Here is a 21,110-nt window from a genome sequence, read left to right as displayed (position 1 = left end):
TATAGCGAGGCATGCCTCAGACTCGGACCCCACCCACCTTCTTGCCCTGACGGGGCTTTCTCCGACAGGGTGACCTGATTTTTTCGGCAAGACTTGACAAGTTTTGCTTACAAATGCGTCCGATGAATACTCCCACCGCGATCGACCCCGAAGACTTTGAACGGCTGCTGGGCCGCAACATCAAGCTGCCGCTGATCGGCGGCGTGTTCGGCGCCGTGGTGTTCGTCGGGCTGATCCTGTTCCTGCTCAACACCATCGGCTGGGTCGAGCACACCGACCGCGTCACCCGCGCCGCCAGCGAACTGCAACGCCAGAGCATCGACATGGAAACCGGCATGCGCGGCTTCCTGATCACCGGCGACGAAAGCTTCCTGGAGCCGTACCAGAGCGCGCTACCCCGCATCAAGGGCGACACGGCCGCGCTGCGCGAGCTGGTGTCCGACAACCGCCAGCAGGTGGAGCGCGTCGACCGCATCGCGGGCATCCAGGCCACCTGGCTGGAGTTCGCGCGCAGCCTGATCGCCGCCCGCCGCGCCGGCGAAGACGCCCAGGCCCAGGTGCGCCTGGGCCGTGGCAAGCGGCTGACCGACGACATGCGCGCGGAGTTCACCGCGTTCATGGACACCGAGAAGACATTGCGCTTCCAGCGCAACAACGACGCCAACCGCACCGCGTGGTGGACGGTCGGCTTGTTCCTGCTGTTCACGGTGGGCTTCACCGGGCTGGTGGCCTACTTCGGCCGGCGGCAGCTGGTGCGGCTGTCCGACAGCTACGACGTGGTGCTGAAGGAACAGGCCGCCCATGCGGAGCGGCTCGCCCACGAGGCCTGGCTGCGCAGCGCGCAGACCGAGCTGGTGGGCGACCTGGTCGGCGAGCTGACCGCCCCGGACATGGGCCGCAAGGTGCTCGCGTTCTTCTCGCGCTACATGGGCAGCGCGGTCGGGGCGCTGTACGTGCGCGAGCGCCACGGCCCGCTGCGCCGGGCGGCGAGCTACGGGTTCTCGAGCGCGTCCGAGGCCACGCCGCAAGTGTTCTCCCCCACCGAGAGCCTGATCGGCCAGGCCGCGGCCGAGCGGCGCCGCATGCTCATCGATCCGGTCGATGCCGACTACCTGAAGGTCAACTCCGGCCTCGGCCACATGTCGCCCAAGGCCGTGCTGCTGCTGCCGGTGTCGAACGGCGGCGCGGTCAACGGCGTGATCGAGCTCGGCCTGCCGGGCCCGCTGGACGATCGCTGCAACCAGCTGCTGGACGTGGTGGCCGACGACATCGGCACCTCGCTGGCGGCGGCGCGCTACCGCGAGCAGCTGCAGGACGTGCTGGCCGAGACCCAGCAGCTCAACGAGGAGCTGCAGGTGCAGCAGGAAGAGCTGCGCACCGCTAACGAAGAACTCGAGGAACAGTCGCGCGCCCTGCGCGCCTCGCAGGCCATGCTCGAAAACCAGCAGGCCGAACTGGAGCAGACCAACAGCCAGCTCTCGGAACGCACCGAGGCGCTCGACCAGCGCAACACCGCGCTGCGCCGCGTGCAGCGCGACCTGGAAGACCGTGCCGACGAGCTGCAGCGCTCCAGCCGCTACAAGTCGGAGTTCCTGGCGAACATGTCGCACGAACTGCGCACGCCGCTCAACAGCGCGCTCATCCTGGCCAAGCTGCTGGGCGACAACCCGCAGGGCAACCTCACGGCGGAGCAGGTGAAGTTCGCGGATTCGATCTACTCGTCGGGCAATGACCTGCTGGTGCTGATCAACGACATCCTGGACATCGCGAAGGTCGAGGCCGGCAAGCTCGAGGTGGTGACCGAAGACGTGTCGCTCGCCCGGCTGGCGCAGAGCCTGGAGAGCACCTTCAGCCCGCTGTCGATGCAAAAGAACCTCGGCTTTCGCCTGGAGATCCGGCCCGACGCGCCGGCCACGCTGGTCACCGACCGCCAGCGCGTGGAGCAGATCCTGAAGAACCTGCTGTCGAACGCGCTGAAGTTCACCGACCGCGGCGAAGTGGCGCTGGAGGTGTCGCCGACCGCGGACGGCGGCGCGGCTTTTTCCGTGTCCGACTCGGGCATCGGCATCGATCCGCAGCAGCACGAGCTGATCTTCGAGGCCTTCCGCCAGGCCGACGGCACCACCAGCCGCCGCTACGGCGGCACCGGACTGGGCCTGTCGATTTCACGCGACCTCACGCAGCTGCTGGGCGGCACGCTCACCGTGCGCAGCACGCCGGGCCAGGGCAGCACCTTCGTGCTCGAATTGCCGGCCAGGGCACCGCAGGCGGACGCCGCGTCGCCTTCTTTGTCGTCTTCTTTGCCGTCTTCTTCTGCCTCCTCGCATTCGTCCTTCGCGCCCTCACCCGGCTCGGCCGTCTACTCGCCCAGGGCCATGGCCGTACCCGCCGCACCGCAGGCGCCCAAGCCCACGCCCGTGCCCGCGCCCCAGTTCGCCGACGACCGCACGCTTCCGCGCGACCAGGTGCGCCGCGTGCTGGTGATCGAGGACGAGCCGCAGTTCGCGCACATCCTCTATGACCTGGCCCACGAACTGGGCTACCGCTGCCTGGTGGCGCACGGCGCGAACGACGGCTTCGAGCTGGCCACGCAGTTCCTGCCCGACGCGATATTGCTCGACATGCGCCTGCCCGACAGCACCGGCCTCGACGTGCTGCAACGCCTGAAGGACTCGCCGCACACGCGCCACATTCCCATCCACGTGGTGTCGGCCGCCGAAAACGCCCAGGGCGCCGCGCTGCAGATGGGCGCCATCGGCTATGCGCTGAAGCCCGCCACGCGCGACGAACTGATGAAGGTGTTCGGCCGGCTCGAGGAGAAGCTCACGCAGAAGGTCAAGGTCGTGCTGCTGGTGGAAGACGACGCGCTGCAGCGCGAGAGCGTGATCCGGCTGATCGGCGACGACGACATCGAGATCGTGGCGGTCGGCTCGGGCGAAGAGGCGCTGGAGCTGCTGCGCACCCGCGTGTTCGACTGCATGATCACCGACCTGAAGCTGCCCGACATGCAGGGCAGCGAGCTGCTCAAGGCCATGGCGGCGGAGGAGATCGTGTCGTTCCCGCCGGTCATCGTCTACACCGGGCGCAACCTCACGCGCGACGAGGAAACCGAGCTGCAGCGCTACTCGCGCTCGATCATCATCAAGGGCGCGCGCTCGCCCGAGCGCCTGCTCGACGAAGTGACGCTGTTCCTGCACAAGGTGGAGGCCGAACTGTCCACCGAGCGCCAGGGCATGCTGAAGACGGTGCGCGGACGCGACCGCATCTTCGAGGGCCGCACCATCCTGCTGGTGGACGACGACGTGCGCAACATCTTCGCGCTGACCAGCGCGCTGGAGGCGCGCGGCGCCATGGTCGAGATCGGCCGCAACGGCCGCGAGGCGCTGGAGAAGCTCGACCAGGTCAGCGAGATCGACCTGGTGCTGATGGACGTGATGATGCCGGAGATGGACGGCCTGGAGGCCACGCGCCGGCTGCGCGCCAACTCGCGCTTCGAGAAGATGCCGGTGATCGCCATCACCGCGAAGGCCACCAAGGACGACCGCGAGCAGTGCCTGGCCGCCGGCGCCAACGACTACCTGGCCAAGCCGGTGGACCTGGAGCGCCTGTTCTCGATGCTGCGCGTGTGGATGCCGAAGATGGAGCGCCTGTGACACAACCGCCCTTGCCCCCTTCCCCCGGCTCGTCCACGCCGCAGCTGCACCCCCTCAGCGACACCGAGATCGAGCTGCGCCTGCTGATGGAGGCGATCTACCTCAAGTACAGCTACGACTTCCGCAACTACACCGTGGCCTCGCAGAAGCGCCGCGTGCTGCATGCGCTCGACCAGCTCGGGCTGCCCAGCATCTCGGCGCTGCAGGACAAGGTGCTGCGCGACCCGGGCCTGTTCGGGCGGCTGCTGCAGTTCCTGACCATTCCGGTGAGCGAGATGTTCCGCGACCCGCCGTACTTTCTGGCGCTGCGCCAGCACGTGGTGCCGATCCTGCACACCTACCCTTCGGTGAAGGTGTGGGTGGCGGGCTGCAGCACCGGCGAGGAGGTGTTCTCGCTGGCGATCCTGCTGCGCGAGGAAGGCCTGCTGGCGCGCACGCAGATCTACGCCACCGACATCAACCCGGCCTCGCTGGAGAAGGCGCGCCAGGGCATCTTTCCGCTGGAGGCGATCCGCGGCTACACCACCAACTACCAGCGCGCGGGCGGGCGCAGCTCGTTCTCGGACTACTACACCGCCGCCTACGAAGCCGCGCGCTTCGACCCCTCGCTGTGCGCCGACGTGATCTTTGCCGACCACAGCCTGGCCACCGACAGCGTGTTCGCGGAAACGCAACTGGTGTCGTGCCGCAACGTGCTGATCTATTTCAACCGGCAGCTGCAGGACCGGGCGCTGGGCCTGTTCCACGAGTCGCTGTCGCACCGCGGCTTTCTCGGGCTGGGTTCCAAGGAAAGCATCGACTTCTCGGGCTACGCGGACCGCTTCGAGACGCACGCCCGTGCCGAGCGCATCTACCGCAAGCTCGCATGAGAAAACAGCTGCGCTCATCCATTCAGAAGCGCGTGGACGCCGTGGTGCTGGGCGCCTCGGCCGGCGGCATCGATGCGCTGTCCACGCTGCTGCACGACCTGCCCGCCACCTGGCAACTGCCGATGGCGGTGGTGCTGCACCTGCCCGAGGACCACGACAGCCACCTGGCCGAGATCTTCGCGCAGCGCCTGCCCTTCGCCGTGCGCGAGGCGGCCGACAAGATGCCGCTCGCCGGCGGCAGCCTGTATTTCGCGCCGCCGGGCTACCACCTGTCGATCGAACGCGAGCGCACGTTCTCGCTGAGCTGCGAGCCGCCCGTGCTGTTCTCGCGGCCGTCGATCGACGTGCTGATGAGCTCCGCCGCCGATGCCTACGGCCCCGCCCTCGCGGGCTTTTTGCTGACCGGCGCCAACTACGACGGAGCCGAAGGCCTCCAACGCATTCACCTGGCCGGCGGACTCACCGCCGTGCAGGAACCGAAAGAAGCCCAGATTTCCACCATGCCCCAAGCCGCCATCGCGCGCCACGCCCCCGACTACGTGCTCCCCTTGCGTCAACTGCGCGAGCTGCTGCTCCAACTGGAGGCCGCCCATGAACATTGACATCGAAAGCAAGCTGCTGATCGTCGATGACCTGCCGGAGAACCTGCTGGCGCTGGAGGCGCTCATTCGTGCGCCGGGCCGCGTGGTGTACCGCTCGGCCTCGGCCGAGGCCGCGCTGGCGCTGCTGCTGGAGCATGAATTCGCGCTGGCCATCGTCGACGTGCAGATGCCGGGCATGAACGGCTTCGAGCTGGCCGAGCTGATGCGCGGCACCGAGCGCACGCGGCACATTCCCATCATCTTCGTGAGCGCCGCCGGGCGCGAGCTGAACTACGCGTTCCAGGGCTACGAGAGCGGCGCGGTCGACTTCCTGCACAAGCCGCTGGACCCGCACGCGGTGGTCAGCAAGGTGAACGTGTTCGTCGACCTGTACCGGCACCGCAAGGCCCTGCGCCACGAAATGGAGTCGCTGGCCGCCGCGCACCGCAAGCAGGAAGAGCTGGTTGCGCAGCTGCAGCACACGCAGCAAGAGCTGGAGCGGGCCGTGCGCATGCGCGACGACTTCATGTCGATGGTGTCGCACGAGCTGCGCACGCCGCTGAACACGCTGTACCTCGAAGCGCAACTGCGGCAGTTGCACCTGTCCAAGGGCAACCTGGCCAACTTTGCGCCGGACCGCCTGCCCGCGATGATCGAGCGCGACCAGCGGCAGATCCGCAACATGGTGCGGCTGATCGACGACATGCTCGACGTGACCCGCATGCGCCGCGACGCGCTGTCGATCCAGACCAAGCCGGTGGACCTGGCCGTGCTGGCGCGTGCCGTGGTCGAGAACCTGCGCCAGCAGGCCGAAGCCGCCGGCGCGGTCATCACGCTGGACGCGCCGGCCGAGCTGCACGGCGTCTGGGACGAGTTCCGCATCGAACAGGTGCTGACCAACCTGCTGACCAACGCGCTGCGCTACGGCGGCGGCAAGCCGGTGCAGATGGTGGTGCGCGAGGTCGACGGCACCGCCCAGGTGGCCGTGCGCGACCAGGGCATCGGCATCGCGAGCGAGGACCAGGGGCGCATCTTCGAGCAGTTCGAGCGCACCGCCGACAGCCGCAAGCATGCGGCCGGGCTGGGCCTGGGGCTCTACATCACGCGCAAGATCGTGGACCTGCACGGCGGGCACATCGGCGTGGAGAGCGCGCCGGGCGAAGGCTCGCGCTTCGTGGTCGACCTGCCGCTGCACGCAAAGGACGCCGAAAACAGCACCCTGCCGTAGGCATGCGCCTACGGCGGGGCGCGTGCAGGGCCGCGATACTGCCCCATTCGACTTACTTCAAAGAGAGCCTTTTTGTGAATGTGCTGATCGTCGACGACAACGAAGCCGCGGCCGACCTGCTGCAGGAATTGCTGAGCTTGCAGCAGCACACGGCGCGCTGCACCTACACGGCGCAACAGGCGCTGGACGCAGCGGCCACCGAGAGCTTCGACGCCGCGCTGATCGACCTCACGCTGCCCGACTTTCCGGGCACCGAGGTGGCCAGGCGGCTTCGCGCCAGCACGGCGCAAGGCACGCCGAAACTGCTGGTCGCCATCTCGGGCTTCTCGGCACAGGACAGCGGCGGCCAGGCGGCCGCAGGGCTGTTCGACCACCATCTGCAAAAGCCGATCGACATCGACACGCTGGAGCAGATTTTGGGCGGGACGCCCTAGCAGCTCGCCGGCCGGTCGGGGCCGGCATGCGCCCTTTTTTCTCTCTCGCTTTTTTTTCGCTGAACAGAGCGACGCAGGCCGGCGCAGCGCGAGCCTGCGTGCGCCGCGCGCAATGGCGTCGGCTACTGGTAAACCAGAGGCCCTGAATTGGTGAACCACTTTTAAACTGGCTCACCAATCATGGCAACGACCACCGACCTCCCCCTCGCCCAGGCCACCGAGCCGGAATCCGATCGCTCCTACCAGAAGCTGGCCGCGCGCATTGCAGCGCTCGTCGCTGGCGGCGAATTCAAGGTGGGCGACCGCCTGCCGTCGGAACGGGCACTGGCCGAGCGCTTCAACGTCAGCCGCACGCTGGTGCGCGAGGCCATCATCGTCCTGGAGATCCAGGGCGCGGTCGAGGTGCGCGGCGGCTCGGGCATCTACATCAGCGCGCCGGTTGCGGGCGCCGTTCCCGCTGTGTCGGCCTACACGCTGTCGCCCGGTCCGGGACCGTTCGAGCTGCTGCGCGCGCGCAGCCTGATCGAAGCCGAGATTGCCTCGGTCGCTGCCGAGAACCGCAAGGACAGCGACATCGACCGCATCTACGCCGCGCTGGCCGCGATGCGCGAGCACATGCAGGACAAGGCGGCCAACGAGGCGGCCGACCGGCTCTTTCACCTGCGCATTGCCGAGTCGACCGGCAACAGCGTGCTGCTGCAGATGGTGACCGGCCTGTGGGACCACACCAAGGCGCCGATCTGGTCGCAGATGGAGGCGCACTTCCACACGCCCGAACTGCGCCGCGCTTCGCAGGACGACCACCAGCGCGTGTTCAACGCACTGCTCGAACGCAACCCCGCCGAGGCCCGCGCCGCGATGCGCGCGCACATCGACCGCGTGATCGCCGAGTTCGCGCAGGCCTGGCGCTGAGCGCCCCTGCAACCTGCGCAGCCGCCCCTTTTTCCTGTGTTTTCCCTCCGCCCGAACCGGGTGATACCTAGAACTGGAGACTGAAGATGACGACTACGAAGACCCTGCTCGCCGCCTTGCTGGCCGCGGCGTTCGTCGGCCAGGCCGCCGCGCAGAACGTGCCGCTGCCGGCCCCCGGCACCAGCGCGCGCATCGACGCCATCAAGAAGGCCGGTGTGCTGCGTGCGGCCGTGCTGTCGAACCCGCCGTGGCTCATCGAGAACACCACCGGTTCGGGCGATGCCTGGGCGGGCCCGGCATGGCTGCTGGCGAATGAGGTGGCACGGCAGCTCGGCGTGAAGCTGCAGGCGCTGCCGGTCTCGCACGAGACCAAGGTGCCGGTGCTCGCCTCGAACCAGGCCGACATGACGATTTCGCCTCTTTCGGTGACGCCCGAGCGCCTGAAGGTGGTCGACTTCGTGACCTACTCGCGCACCGCGCTGTGCGTGTTCGGCCGCGCCGACAACCCGAAGGTGGCCAACGCCAAGTCGATCGACGAGTTCAACAGCCCGAACATCACGGTGGCCTACTTCACCGGCGGCGGCGAAGAAAACTGGGTGAAGAAGCGCTTCCCCAATGCCAAGCTGCGCGGCGTGTCCACCGCCGGCACGGCAGCGCCGGTGGAAGAAATCATGGCCAGGCGCGCCGACGTGACGCCCATCAACCGCGTGCCGTGGCAGGCGCTCAACCGCAAGGTCAAGGGCCTGAAGGTGCTGCCCGAGGGCAACAACTGCCAGGACTCGGCCGAGATGGCCACGCCCATCGGCCTGGCCATCGACAAGAACCAGCCCGAGTACCTGAACTGGCTCAAGGCGGTGAACGACCAGATGAAGCCCAAGCTGGACGCGGACGAGGTCCGGATCATCAACGCGATGTGAGCTTCGGCTTCGGCCGCAACGCACCGACTTCACCGACCTCATGGAGCTCGACTTCTCCCCCCTGCTCGACAGCTGGCAGTACCTGCTCGGCGGGCTGGGCATCACGCTGCTGCTGTCGGTGCTGACCGGCATCGGCGCGCTGGTGCTCGGCACCGCGCTGGGCCTGGGCCGCGTCTATGGCGCGGCATGGCTGCGCATTCCCATCGTTTTCTACATCGACACCCAGCGCGCCATTCCGGTGCTGGTGATCCTGGTGTGGTTCTATTTCGCGGTGCCCATCCTCACGGGCATCAGCTTCCATCCGTTCTGGGCCGCGCTGATGGCGCTCACGCTGCACATTGCCGCCTACGTGGCGGAGATCGTGCGCGCGGGCATCGAGTCGATCCGGCCCGGGCAGATCCGCGCGGCGCTGGCGCTCGGCATGTCGCGCGCCCAGATCGTGCGCAAGGTGGTGCTGCCGCAGGCGCTGGTGCGCATGCTGCCGGCCTTCGGATCGATTCTCTCGATCACCATCAAGGACACGGCCATTGCCACGGTGATCGCGGTGCCTGAACTCATGAAGCGCGCCGAGACCATCGCCGAGCAGAGCTACCGGCCGATCGAGGTGTTCACGGTGGTGATGGTCATCTACTTCATCATCCTGTTCCCCGGGACACGGCTGATCGATGCGCTCTACAAGCGCGTTGCGCACCTGGGGAGGTCGTGATGAATCTGGACTGGAACATTGTCTGGGACCACCGCGCCGAGTTGCTGCACGGCGCGATGCTGACCGTGGTGCTGACGGTGCTGACCATGGTGGTGGCGGTGCCCGCGGGCATCGTGCTGGCGCTGATGCGACTGTCGAAATCGAAGGTGCTGTCCGGCGCGAGCCAGGTGTTCGTGGAGTTCTTCCGCAACCTGCCGCTGATCCTGGTCGTGTACTGGGCGTTCTACGTGATGCCGGTGTTGCTGCACATCGAGTTCTCGGCCTTCACTACCGGGCTGGTGGCGCTGTGCCTGAACGTGGCGGCCTACAACGCGGAGACCTTCCGCGCCGGCATCAACTCGATCCGCAAGGGCCAGATGGAGGCCGCCATCGCGGTGGGCATGAGCCGCTGGCAGGCGATGCGCAAGGTGGTGATTCCCCAGGCCTGGCGGCGTGTGCTGCCGGTGCTGGCGAGCACCTGGGTGTCGCTCTTCAAGGACACCTCGCTGGTATCGGTGATCGCGGTGGGCGAGCTGGCGCACGTGGCGCTGCAGATCCGCTCGTCGAGCTTCCGCGTGCTGGAGATGCTCACGGCCATGGCCGTCATCTACTGGCTCATGGGCTACCCGCAGGCCAAGCTGGTCGACTGGATACAGAAGAAATTCGAGGTCAAGGAATGATGAACGGCGAACGCAAATCGGCAAGCCAGGCGCCGGTGGTGGTGTACGACAAGGTGCGCAAGCTGTACGGCAGCTTCGTGGCGCTCGACGGCGTGTCGGTGCAGGTCAACAAGGGCGAGGTGATGTGCCTCATCGGGCCGTCGGGTTCGGGCAAGTCGACCCTGCTTCGTTGCACCAACGCGCTGGAAACCATCGACGGCGGGCGCGTGCTGATCGACGGCGTGCCGCTGCCCACCGACGAGCGCGAGGCGCGCAAGGTGCGCCAGCGCATGGGCATGGTGTTCCAGAACTTCGAGCTGTTCCCGCACAAGAACGCGCTGGACAACGTGGCCATCGGCCCGGTCACCGTGCTGGGCATGAGCGAGGCGAAGGCGCGCGAGCGCGCCATGAAGCTGCTCGAGAAGGTGGGCCTGGCCGACAAGGCGCACAACTTCCCCAGCGGCCTCTCGGGCGGCCAGCAGCAGCGCGTGGCCATTGCCCGCGCGCTGGCCATGGAGCCCGAGGTGATGCTGTTCGACGAGCCCACCTCCGCGCTCGACCCCGAGACCATCGGCGAAGTGCTCAACGTGATGAAGAAGCTGGCCGACGAAGGCATGACCATGGTCGTGGTCACGCACGAGATGGCCTTTGCCCGCAGCGTGGCCGACTGGGTCGTCGTGTTCGACCACGGCAAGGTGGTCGAGCAAGGCCCGCCCAGGCAGATCTTCGAGGCCCCTACGGCCGAGCGCACGCGCGACTTCCTGGGTCACCTCGGCTGGCACGGCTGATACGCCGGCAAGGCACGCGCCCTTCCCCACACAACGACACGCACAGACATACACCATGAAAATCACCAACGCCCGCGTCATCGTCTGCAGCCCGGGCCGCAACTTCGTCACCCTGAAGATCGAAACCGACGAGGGCCTCACCGGCATCGGCGACGCCACGCTCAACGGGCGCGAGCTCTCGGTGGCGGCCTACCTCACCGAGCACGTCATTCCCTGCCTGATCGGGCGCGACGCGCACCAGATCGAGGACATCTGGCAGTACCTCTACAAGGGTGCCTACTGGCGCCGCGGCCCGGTCACCATGACGGCCATTGCCGCGGTCGACACCGCGCTGTGGGACATCAAGGCCAAGGCCGCCAACATGCCGCTCTACCAATTGCTCGGCGGCAAGAGCCGCACCGGCGTGATGGTGTACGGCCACGCCAACGGCCGCGACATCGAGCAGACCGTGGACGAGGTGCTGCGCTACAAGGAAGAAGGCTACCTGGCCATTCGCGCGCAGAGCGGCGTGCCGGGCCTGGAGAAGGTGTACGGCGTCGGCCGAGGAACCATGTTCTACGAGCCGGCCGATGCCGACCTGCCGAGCGAGCACGACTGGTCGACCGCCAAATACCTGGAGCACACGCCCAGGCTGTTCGACGCGGTGCGCAGCGCCGTGGGCCCCGACGTGCACCTGCTGCACGATGTGCACCACCGCCTCACGCCCATCGAGGCCGGCCGCCTGGGCAAGTCGCTCGAACCCTTCAACCTGTTCTGGATGGAAGACGCCACGCCGGCCGAGAACCAGGAAGCCTTCAAGCTCATTCGCCAGCACACGACCACGCCGCTGGCGGTCGGCGAAATCTTCAACAGCATCTGGGACTGCAAGGACCTCATCGAGAACCAGCTGATCGACTTCATCCGTACCACGGTGGTCCACGCGGGCGGCATCACGCAGCTGCGCCGCATTGCCGACCTGGCCTCGCTCTACCAGGTGCGCACGGGCTGCCACGGCGCGACCGACCTGTCGCCGGCCTGCATGGGCGCGGCGCTGCACTTCGACCTGTGGGTGCCCAACTTCGGCATCCAGGAGTACATGCGCCACACCGACGAAACCGATGCAGTGTTCCCGCATTCGTACAGCTTCGCGAACGGCATGCTGCACCCGGGCGAGGCGCCGGGCCATGGCGTGGACATCGACGAAACGCTGGCGGCCAAATACCCTTACCAGCGCGCGTACCTGCCGGTGAACCGCCTGCAGCACGACGGCACGCTGTGGAACTGGTGAGCGCACGAGCCATGCCACGTTTGCATCCGGACACCCTGCCCCACCTGCCCGCCGACGTCGCGCGGCCGCGCTATCGGCGCGACGCGCTGCAGGCCGGCATCGTTCACCTGGGCGTGGGCGCGTTCCATCGCGCGCACATTGCGGTGGTCAACGAAGCCGCGCTGCATGCGAGCAGCGACCTGCGCTGGGGCACGGTGGGCGTGTCGCTGCGCGCGGCCGACACGCGCGACGCGCTGCGCCCGCAGGGCGGGCTCTACACACTGGCCTTGCGCGACGCGGCGGACGACGGCACCCCGCGGGAGGTGCTGCAGGTCGTAGGCAACCTGCTCGACGTGCGGGTCGCGCCCGAAGACCCGCGGACTGTGCTCGAACGCATCGCCCACCCGGACACGCGCATCGTGAGCCTCACGATCACCGAGAAGGGCTACCACCACGACCCGGCCACCGGCGCGCTGCGGCTGGACGCGCCCGACATCGTTCACGACCTCGCGCACCCCGCGTCGCCGCGCACCATGCCCGGCTTCGTGGTGCACGCGCTGGCCTTGCGCCGCGCGCGCGGGCTGGCACCGATCACGGTGCTGTCTTGCGACAACCTGCCCGCCAACGGCGACACGACGCGGGGCATCGTGCTGGCGTTCGCGCAGGCGGTCGATGCCGGCCTGCGCGACTGGATCGACACGCGCTGCACGTTCCCGAATTCGATGGTCGACCGCATCGTGCCGCGCACCACCGACGCGGACCGCGAGCGCATTTCCACGCGGCTCGGCGTGGAGGACGCATGGCCGGTGATCGGCGAGCCCTTTCTCGAATGGGTGGTCGAAGACCGCTTCGCCAACGGCCGCCCCGACTGGACGAAGGGCGGAGCGCGCTTCGTCGAGCACGCCGAGCCCTTCGAACGGCTGAAGTTGCGCATGGTCAACGGCAGCCACTCGGCGCTGGCCTACCTGGGCGCGATGGCAGGCCTTCGCACGGTGGATCGCGCAATGGCCGAGCCGGCGCTGCGCAACTTCATCGACGTGTTGATGCGCGATGAGATCGCACCCACGCTGCCTGCCATGGAGGGCCTCGACCTCGACAGCTACCGTGCTCGGCTGCTGGAGCGCTTCTCGAATCCCGCGCTGCAGCACCAGACGAAGCAGATCGCGATGGACGGTTCACAGAAGCTGCCGCAGCGGCTGCTCGGCACGGTGCGCGACCGGCTGGCCGCGGGACTGCCGATCGACCGGCTTGCGCTCGCCGTCGCCGGATGGCTCTACTACCTGCGCGGTGTCGACGAGACCGGCACCGCGCACGACATACAAGACCCACTCGCCTGCGCACTGGCCCAGCGGCTCGAGCAAGCCAAGGCAAACGCGAATGCGCCGTCGTCGACGCAGGAGCGCGTGGCCTTCTTCACCGGTTTCGTGCCGGTGTTCGGCGAACTCGGTAGCGAACCGCGCTTCGTGGCCGCGGTGGCGCATCAGCTGCACGCACTGGAAACGCACGGCATCGTCTCCACACTGGTGCACGCATAGCACCGCCTCGGTGAGCGCCTCGCTGCACGGCGAGGCGCACCGCACTTTTTCCACACCTGCATTCCCCCAGGGCCGCGCGTCCTCGTAGGGGATTTCCCTTGCCGCCTGGCCCGGAGCTTGCATAGGTCGCCTTGATGGTTGAAACTTTCAACTATTGAAGATTTCTCCTATTCGAGCATGCATAAACCTCTTCAACTCAAGACCGACTACCTCAACGTTCTGCTCGACGTGGCATCCGAGCGAACGCGTGATCGCGGCTCCCGCGTGTACGAGATCGAACTCGGCCTGTCGATTCGCGACGTGCGGCTGCTGCGCATGATCGGCGGCGCACCGGGCATCACCATGGGCCAGCTGGTGCAGAGCTGCGGCATCGAGAAGACGCTGGTCTCCAAGCTCGTGGGCTCCCTGGTGCAGCGCGCGCTGGTTCAGCGCCGCATCGGCACCGAGGACGCGCGGCAGATTCACCTGGAACTGACCGATGGCGGCGTCGAGCTGGTGCTGCGCGCGGAGCCGATCGGCCGCGAAATGGAGGCACGCTTTCTCGATTGCCTGAGCGCCTCCGAGGTACAGACACTGCACCGCATTCTTCAAAAGATCATCGATGCGGAAGCCGGCTCGCGCGACATGTTCGAGGTGTTCCTCGCGATGTTGCGCGACAGCAAGGAGGGCGATGCATCTCCCTCGTCCACATCCCAATCTCCCTCCTCCTCCCCTCGAAAGAAGTAAGGCTCCATGGCAACCATCTTCTCGCCGCGCCGCGCGTTCGCGGTCGCTCTTTCCACGCTGGCCCTGTCGTTCGCAAGCGCTGCGCCGGCGCAGACCGTGCTGCGCACCGTCCCTTCGTCGGACCTGAAGATCCTCGACCCGATCTGGACCACCGCCAACATCACGCGCAACCACGGCTTCATGATCTACGACACCCTGTTCGGCATGGACGAAAAGGGCGCGATCAAGCCGCAGATGGTCGACAAGTACAGCGCCAGCGCAGACAACAAGGTGTGGACGTTCACCCTGCGCCCGGGCCTGAAGTTCCATGACGGCGCACCCGTCACCTCGCAGGACGTGATCGCCTCGCTCGCGCGCTGGGCCAAGCGCGACACGCTGGGCCAGAAGATGTACGAAGCCATGGACAGCATCGTTGCCGACGGCCCCAACGGCTTTCGCATGACCTTCAGGCAGCCCTTCGGCGTGGTGCTCGATGCGCTCGGAAAGCCCAGCCCGCTGGTGCCTTTCATCATGCCCAAGCGCGTGGCAGACACGCCCGCGGACAAGCAGATCGAGGACATGACCGGCTCCGGCCCCTTCACGCTGGCGAAGGAAGACTTTCGCCCCGGCGACCGCATCGTCTACCGCAAGAACACCGCTTACGTGCCGCGCAAGGAACCCGCCTCGGGCCTGGCCGGCGGCAAGGTGGTGCACGTGGACCGCGTCGAATGGGTGCTGCTGCGCGACTCGCAGACGCAGGCCAATGCGCTGCTCAACGGCGAGGTCGACATGATCGAGACGGTGCCGGCCGCAGGCTACGCCGACATGCGTACCAACGAGAAGATCGAGCTGGTCGACGTGATGCCAGCGGGCCCCTTCACCGTCATCTACAACCACAAGGTGCCGCCCTTCGACAACCCGAAGGCGTTGAAGGCCGCAATGCTCGCCATCAACCAGGAAGCGATGCTGCGCGCCCAGGCCACCTTCCGCGACTTCTACAAGCCCTGCGCATCGATCTACCTGTGCGGCTCCGTGTACGCGAGCGACAAGACGGGCTTCTACACCGGCAAGCCGCAATTCGAAGCGGCGCGCAAGCTGCTGAAGGAATCGGGCTACGACGGCAAGCCGGTGGTCATCATGCTGCCGGGCGATTCGCCCGCCCTGAACAAGCTGCCGGCGGTGTACGGCCAGCTGCTCAAGCAGGTCGGCTTCAACGTCGACGTGCAGACCACCGACTGGGCCACGCTGGTGACGCGCCGGACAAAGAAAGACCCGGTGGAGAACGGCGGCTGGAACGCCTTCATCACCTTCTGGGGCGGCGTGGACGCCAGCAGCCCGCTCACCTACAGCCCGCTCACGGGCAACGGCGACCAGGGCTATTTCGGCTGGCCGGTCGACCCCGAGCTGGAGAAGCTGAAGTCGCGCTTCATCGAGACAGCCGACCTCGCGCAGCGCAAGGACATTGCCACCCAGATCCAGCTGCGCGTGCTCGAGGGCGGCGTGATCGCACCGCTGGGTGAAGGCAAGGCGCCGACGGCCGTGCGCCGCGGCGTGGTGAGCGGGCTGCTGAAGTCGCCCGCTGTTCTGTACTGGAACGTGCAGAAGAAGTAGCCGCTCCCGGCCGGCTTCGGCCGGCGCCCTCCCCGCTTATCTACCGCCAGCCGTCACTTGGCCGTTTGCTCGTGCAGCAACCGGTCGGGGACTTCCCTTGCCCGCGCTTTCACGCCTTGGTGCATTTCCTGTTCGCACTGGACCTCTTCACATGCTCAACTTCCTGTTGCGGCGCGGCCTGGCCACCGTGCCCGTGCTGATGATCGTCGCCGTCATCGTCTTCCTGCTGCTGCGCATGACGCCCGGCGACCCTGCGGCGGCCATCGCGGGCGACTCGGCCAGCGCGCTGGACATCGAGCGCATCCGCGCGCAGCTCGGGCTGAACGACTCCATCGTGAGCCAGTTCGTCACGTGGCTGGGCCATGTGCTGCGAGGCGACCTGGGCTATTCCTTCTTCTACAAGATGAGCGTGACCCAACTCATCGGCCAGCGGCTGGAGCCGACGCTCTCGGTGGCCGCGGTGACGGTGGTGCTCACGGTGCTCATCGCGGTGCCGCTGGGCGTGCTGGCGGCCGCCAGGCGCGGCGGCTGGCTCGACCGTTTCATCATGGGTGCGTCGGTGCTCGGCTTCTCGGTGCCGGTGTTCGTGGCGGGCTACCTGATGATCTGGCTGTTCTCCATGCAGCTGGGCTGGCTGCCCTCGCAGGGCTACAGCCGCATCGCCGACGGCGTGGGCCCGTGGCTGCGCAACCTGGTGCTGCCGTGCGTCACGCTGGCGGTGACGTACGCTGCGCTCATCGCGCGGGTCACACGCGCCGCGGCGTCCGAGGCGCTGACCGAAGACTACGTGCGAACCGCGCGCGCCAAGGGCATTTCGGAGTGGCGCATGCTGATGCGCCATGCGCTGGCCAACGCGGCCGTTCCCATCGCCACCATCGTCGGGCTGAGCGTGGCGGGCCTGATCGGCGGCGTGGTGGTCACCGAGACCATCTATGCCATTCCGGGGCTGGGCCAGCTCACGGTAGACGCCGTGCTGTCGCGCGACTACCCGCTCATCCAGGGCATCACCCTGTTCTTCTCGCTCGTGTACGTGGTGGTCAACCTGCTGGTGGACCTGAGCTACCTGCTGCTCGATCCGCGCATCCGCTACTGAGCCGCCCCGCCCTTTGTCGAAAGCCTCATCCATGACGTCGATTTCCACGACTCCCATTCACGCGGCAGATGCGACCACCGCGCCCCGTGCGCGCAAGCGCTCGTTGCTGCGCCGCATCTTCTCCAACGGCGCGGTGCGCCTGGGCAGCGCGCTGCTGTGCCTCATGCTGCTCATTGCGGTGGCCGCGCCCTGGCTCTACACCATCGACCCCAACACCATGGACCCGGCCAGCGCGCACCTGTCGCCCGGCACGCGGGCGGAGTTCGTCACGCTGGGTGGCGACTCGTTCGTGCGCGTGTTTCCGCTGGGCACCGACAGCATGGGCCGCGACATCTGGAGCCGCACGGCCTACGGCGCGCGCGTGTCGCTGTCGGTGGGCGCGGCGGTGGCGCTGGCATCCGTTGCGCTCGGGCTGGTGGTGGGCATGGTGGCAGGCTACTTTCGCCGGGTCGACGGCGTGATCATGCGGGTGATGGACGGGGTCATGGCCATTCCCGGCATCCTGTTCGCCATCGTGCTGGTGGCCGTGTGGCGGCCCAGCATCTGGACCGTGATACTGGCCATCATGGTGCCCGAGACGCCGCGCGTGGCGCGCCTGGTGCGCTCGGTGGTACTGTCGGTGCGCGAGGAACCGTACGTGGAGGCAGCCATTGCGCTGGACACCCCCACCTGGCGGCTCATGCTGCGCCACATCCTGCCCAACACCGTCGCGCCGCTGATCGTGCAGGGCACATTCATCTGCGCAGCGGCCATGCTGGTGGAGGCTGTGATGTCGTTCCTGGGCATCGGCCTTCCTTCGGACGTGCCGACCTGGGGAAACCTCATGTCGGAAGGCCGCGCGTACTTCAGCTCGCATCCGTCGACGGTGCTGTTGCCGGGCGCGTTCCTCGCGACCACGGTGCTGGCGGTAAACATGCTGGGCGATGGCCTGCGTGACGCGCTCGACCCCAAGTTCAACCAGCGCGGAGGCTGAGATGGCGCACACCCCTTCCACTCAACTCACCGGCCAGGGACCTTGCCTTGCGGTGCGCAACCTGCGCATCGACCTGCCCTCGGGCGCCGACCGCGCGCATGCGGTGCACGACATTTCATTCGACGTGATGCCCGGCCAGGTCATGTGCCTGCTGGGCGAGTCGGGCTCGGGCAAGTCAGTGATCGCGCAGGCCGTGATGGGCCTGCTGCCGCCTTCGCTCGTGCCCTCGGGCGGGCGCATCGAGGTGCAGGGCGAGAACGTGCTCGAGGCCGACCGCAACCGCTTGCGCGCGCTTCGCGGCGTGCGCATGGCCATGGTGTTCCAGGAACCCATGACCGCGCTGAACCCGGTGATGCGCTGCGGCGACCAGGTCGACGAGATGCTGGCCGAGCACACGGCGCTGGGCAAGGCCGAGCGCCGGCAGAAGGTGCTGGCGATCTTCGCGCGCGTGAAGCTGCCCGACCCCGAGCGCATCTACGACGCCTACCCGCACCAACTGTCGGGCGGGCAGCGCCAGCGCATCGTGATCGCCATCGCGCTGATCTTGCGGCCCGCGCTGCTGATCTGCGACGAGCCGACCACCGCGCTGGACGTGACGACGCAAGCCGAGATCCTTTCGCTCATCCGCGAGATGCAGCAGGAGAACGGCACGGCGGTGCTGTTCATCACGCATGACTTCGGGGTGGTGGCGGACATCGCAGACCAGGTGGTGGTGCTGCAGCTCGGACGCCAGGTCGAGAGCGGCGACAAGGATGAAGTGCTGCGCCGCCCGAAGGAGCCCTACACCCGGATGCTGCTGGACGCCGTGCCGCGGCTGGAGCCCGCGCAACGCCCGCCCGTGGCCGATGCCCCGCCGCTGCTCGATGCGCGCAGCGTCACCAAGACCTACCGCTCCGGCTCCTGGCCGGGCAAGCGCCGCACGGTGCATGCGGCCACCGATGTGTCCCTGCGGCTGCACGCCGGCGAAACCGTGGGCATCGTGGGTGAGTCGGGTTCGGGCAAGTCGACGGTGGCGCGCTGCATCGCGCGGCTCATCGAGCCGACCGAGGGCGAGGTGCGCATGCCAGGCATGGAAACCCACGACTCGGCACGCGGACGGCTGTCGGCCTTCAGGCGCACCGTGCAGGTGGTGTTCCAGGACCCGAACCGCTCGCTGAACCCGCGCCGCACGGTGGGGCAATCGATCGTCGAGGGGCCGGTGAACTTCGGCATGGCGCCGGCCGCCGCATGGCAGCGCGCCGAAGAATTGATGGCGCTCGTGCGCCTGAAGCCCGAGGTGCTGCACCGCTACCCGAGCGAGTTTTCCGGCGGCCAGCGCCAGCGCCTGTGCATTGCGCGCGCTTTGGCCTGCGAACCGCAGGTGCTGATTGCCGACGAGGCCGTGTCCGCGCTCGACGTGTCGGTGCAGGACCAGATCCTGAAGCTGCTCGCGGAAATCCAGCAGCGACTTTCCATCGGCATTCTTTTCATCACGCACGACCTGCGCGTGGCCAGCCAGGTGTGCGACCGGCTGATCGTCATGCACAAGGGACGCATCGTCGAGGAAGGCTCCGCGCGCGAGGTGCTGCTGTCGCCTCGCGAGGCCTACACGCGCTCGCTGCTGGCCGCGGCGCCGGGCCAGGGCTACGCGTTCGGGCAGGGCTGATGCCCCGCGAGTCTTCGGCCTCAAGCCCAGCCATGGCCGGGTTCCGGTCGACTCGGTGAGCGGCTTGCTGCGCGCGTCGGCTCGACTCTGTTGAAACGTGCGAAAGAAGCATCACGGCCCCTCCTTCCGCCTTTCCTCTCCAACCCCCAACCCCCAACCAACGACAAGACACATGACAACACCCTTGTACGAACTCAGCGCCGTCCGGCTTTTGGAGCAATACCGCGACCGCGTGCTCTCCCCCGTCGACGTGACCCGGGCCGTGCTGGACCGCATTGCGCAATGGGAACCACACATCCAGGCCACCTACGGCCTGGACGCCGAGGCGGCCCTGGCATCGGCAAAGGTCTCGGAAGCGCGTTGGGCCAAAGGCGCACCGCAGGGCGAACTCGACGGCGTGCCGGTCACGCTGAAGGAGAACATCGCCACGCGCGGCACGCCCACGCCGCTGGGCAGCGCGGCCACGGTGCTCGCACCGGCCACCGCCGATGCACCCGCCGCCGCGCGCCTGCGAGAAGCGGGCGCGGTGATCGTCACCAAGACCACGATGCCCGACTTCGGCTTTCTGGGCGCGGCACCGTCGAGCTTTCACCCGCTCACGCGCAACCCGTGGGACCTGAGCAGGAACACCGGCGGGTCCAGTTCCGGCGCGGGCGCCGCGGCAGCTGCGGGCTACGGCCCCTTGCACCTGGGCACCGACATCGGCGGCTCAGTGCGCATTCCCGCCAGCTTCTGCGGGGTGTTCGGCCTGAAGCCCAGCCATGGTCGCATTCCGGTCGATCCGCCGGCGGCCGCCCGCGTGATCGGGCCGATGACACGCACGGTCGCGGACGCCGCGCTGCTGATGCGGGTCGTCTCCCGCCCGGACCCGCGCGATTACATGAGCCTGCCGGCGCAGGACATCGCCTGGCGGCACCTGGAACGCGACATGAAGGGGGTTCGCATCGGCCTGTGGACCGAGCCTTCCGGTGGCTGGCCGCTCGACCCGGAAGTGAGGGAGGCTGTGCTCGCGGCTGCGCGATTGTTCGAGCAGGCCGGCGCCATCGTCGAGCCGCTCGCCGACTGGACCACGACGGACATGCGCATGGGCATGGCCCATTTCTTCACCATGCGTTGCCGTGTGGACCTGGCCAACATGCCGCCGGACCGCGCCGCGCTGGCGGCGCCCTACATCCATGCGGCGGCGGAGTTTGCGGGCTCGCTCACGCCCGAAGACACCTTCCGCGCCTTCGCGCGCATGCAGGTGCTGCGCGCAGCCACCGTGGCCGCCACGCAGCCGTACGACTACGTGCTGTCCCCGGTGTCGCCCGGGCTGCCGTTCGCGGCGCACGCCATCAACAGCGGCGCGGACACCCCGATGAAGGACTCGCACTTCACCTCGGTGTTCAACCAGTCGGAGCAGCCCGCGGCATCGATCAACTGCGGCTACGCCAAGAGCGGCCTGCCCATCGGGCTGCAGATTGCGGGGCGCCGCTTCGACGACCTGGGCGTGCTGCAGATGGCCGCGTTCTACGAAGGCGCGCGGCCCGCGCAGGCGCCGTGGCCGGAACCGGCCGGGCAAGCCTGAGCAGGCCGC

At 67.8% G+C, this 21,110-nt stretch carries 18 protein-coding genes; all 18 read left to right on the top strand.

What is annotated here, in order from left to right; all coding sequences use genetic code 11:
• Positions 1–122: 122 nt before the first annotated feature.
• The 18 genes from ACSFBM_RS25160 to ACSFBM_RS25075 all read left to right on the top strand — a co-directional run bounded on the left by ACSFBM_RS25160 (position 123) and on the right by ACSFBM_RS25075 (position 21,101).
• Positions 123–3,653: a response regulator gene (locus ACSFBM_RS25160; RefSeq protein WP_435486827.1), complete on the top strand. Its 3,531-nt coding sequence runs from the start codon at positions 123–125 to the stop codon at positions 3,651–3,653.
• Positions 3,654–3,664: 11 nt separating this feature from the next.
• Positions 3,665–4,522 carry a CheR family methyltransferase gene (locus ACSFBM_RS25155; RefSeq protein WP_435486826.1) on the top strand — a complete coding sequence of 286 codons (858 nt, stop codon included), beginning with the start codon at positions 3,665–3,667 and terminating at the stop codon, positions 4,520–4,522.
• The gene (locus ACSFBM_RS25150; protein WP_435486825.1) at positions 4,519–5,124 is read left to right on the top strand and encodes a chemotaxis protein CheB; all 606 of its coding nucleotides are present in this window, start codon (positions 4,519–4,521) and stop codon (positions 5,122–5,124) included. Before ACSFBM_RS25155 ends, ACSFBM_RS25150 begins: the two co-directional genes overlap by 4 nt.
• The gene (locus tag ACSFBM_RS25145; RefSeq protein WP_435486824.1) at positions 5,114–6,331 is read left to right on the top strand and encodes a hybrid sensor histidine kinase/response regulator; all 1,218 of its coding nucleotides are present in this window, start codon (positions 5,114–5,116) and stop codon (positions 6,329–6,331) included. The genes ACSFBM_RS25150 and ACSFBM_RS25145 overlap by 11 nt, the downstream gene beginning before the upstream one ends.
• A 74-nt stretch (positions 6,332–6,405) precedes the next feature.
• Complete coding sequence (locus ACSFBM_RS25140; protein WP_435486823.1) at positions 6,406–6,765, top strand: response regulator; 360 nt, start codon at positions 6,406–6,408, stop codon at positions 6,763–6,765.
• 180 nt (positions 6,766–6,945) lie between these two features.
• Positions 6,946–7,677 carry a FadR/GntR family transcriptional regulator gene (locus ACSFBM_RS25135; RefSeq protein ID WP_435486822.1) on the top strand — a complete coding sequence of 244 codons (732 nt, stop codon included), beginning with the start codon at positions 6,946–6,948 and terminating at the stop codon, positions 7,675–7,677.
• An 86-nt stretch (positions 7,678–7,763) separates the two neighbouring features.
• Complete coding sequence (locus ACSFBM_RS25130; RefSeq protein WP_435486821.1) at positions 7,764–8,594, top strand: substrate-binding periplasmic protein; 831 nt, start codon at positions 7,764–7,766, stop codon at positions 8,592–8,594.
• Between the two features lie 40 nt (positions 8,595–8,634).
• Positions 8,635–9,300 (top strand): amino acid ABC transporter permease, encoded by a 666-nt coding sequence (locus ACSFBM_RS25125; RefSeq protein WP_435486820.1) that lies wholly within the window; start codon positions 8,635–8,637, stop codon positions 9,298–9,300.
• Positions 9,300–9,959, top strand: coding sequence for an amino acid ABC transporter permease (locus ACSFBM_RS25120; protein ID WP_435486819.1), 660 nt, complete (start codon positions 9,300–9,302; stop codon positions 9,957–9,959). The genes ACSFBM_RS25125 and ACSFBM_RS25120 overlap by 1 nt, the downstream gene beginning before the upstream one ends.
• Positions 9,959–10,726, top strand: coding sequence for an amino acid ABC transporter ATP-binding protein (locus tag ACSFBM_RS25115; RefSeq protein ID WP_435486818.1), 768 nt, complete (start codon positions 9,959–9,961; stop codon positions 10,724–10,726). Before ACSFBM_RS25120 ends, ACSFBM_RS25115 begins: the two co-directional genes overlap by 1 nt.
• A gap of 55 nt (positions 10,727–10,781) precedes the next feature.
• Positions 10,782–11,993 (top strand): D-mannonate dehydratase ManD, encoded by a 1,212-nt coding sequence (gene manD / locus ACSFBM_RS25110; RefSeq protein WP_435486817.1) that lies wholly within the window; start codon positions 10,782–10,784, stop codon positions 11,991–11,993.
• 11 nt (positions 11,994–12,004) lie between these two features.
• Positions 12,005–13,507 carry a mannitol dehydrogenase family protein gene (locus tag ACSFBM_RS25105; protein WP_435486816.1) on the top strand — a complete coding sequence of 501 codons (1,503 nt, stop codon included), beginning with the start codon at positions 12,005–12,007 and terminating at the stop codon, positions 13,505–13,507.
• Positions 13,508–13,684: 177 nt separating this feature from the next.
• Positions 13,685–14,233 (top strand): MarR family winged helix-turn-helix transcriptional regulator, encoded by a 549-nt coding sequence (locus tag ACSFBM_RS25100; protein WP_435486815.1) that lies wholly within the window; start codon positions 13,685–13,687, stop codon positions 14,231–14,233.
• 6 nt (positions 14,234–14,239) lie between these two features.
• Positions 14,240–15,823, top strand: a complete 1,584-nt coding sequence (locus tag ACSFBM_RS25095) for an ABC transporter substrate-binding protein (RefSeq protein ID WP_435486814.1) — start codon at positions 14,240–14,242, stop codon at positions 15,821–15,823.
• Between the two features lie 151 nt (positions 15,824–15,974).
• Complete coding sequence (locus tag ACSFBM_RS25090; protein ID WP_435486813.1) at positions 15,975–16,916, top strand: ABC transporter permease; 942 nt, start codon at positions 15,975–15,977, stop codon at positions 16,914–16,916.
• A gap of 31 nt (positions 16,917–16,947) precedes the next feature.
• Entirely contained in the window at positions 16,948–17,889 is a 942-nt protein-coding gene (locus tag ACSFBM_RS25085; RefSeq protein ID WP_435486812.1) for an ABC transporter permease, read from the top strand.
• Between the two features lies 1 nt (position 17,890).
• A complete protein-coding gene (locus tag ACSFBM_RS25080) occupies positions 17,891–19,534 on the top strand; it encodes a dipeptide ABC transporter ATP-binding protein (protein ID WP_435486811.1) in 1,644 nt (547 codons plus the stop codon).
• 172 nt (positions 19,535–19,706) lie between these two features.
• Positions 19,707–21,101 (top strand): amidase, encoded by a 1,395-nt coding sequence (locus ACSFBM_RS25075; protein ID WP_435486810.1) that lies wholly within the window; start codon positions 19,707–19,709, stop codon positions 21,099–21,101.
• Positions 21,102–21,110: the final 9 nt, after the last annotated feature.

This window comes from Variovorax pasteuri (assembly GCF_051216435.1).
GTDB lineage: Bacteria > Pseudomonadota > Gammaproteobacteria > Burkholderiales > Burkholderiaceae_C > Variovorax.
The sequence above is the reverse complement of the archived record's forward strand: the minus strand, read 5'-3'. Positions and strand labels throughout refer to the sequence as shown.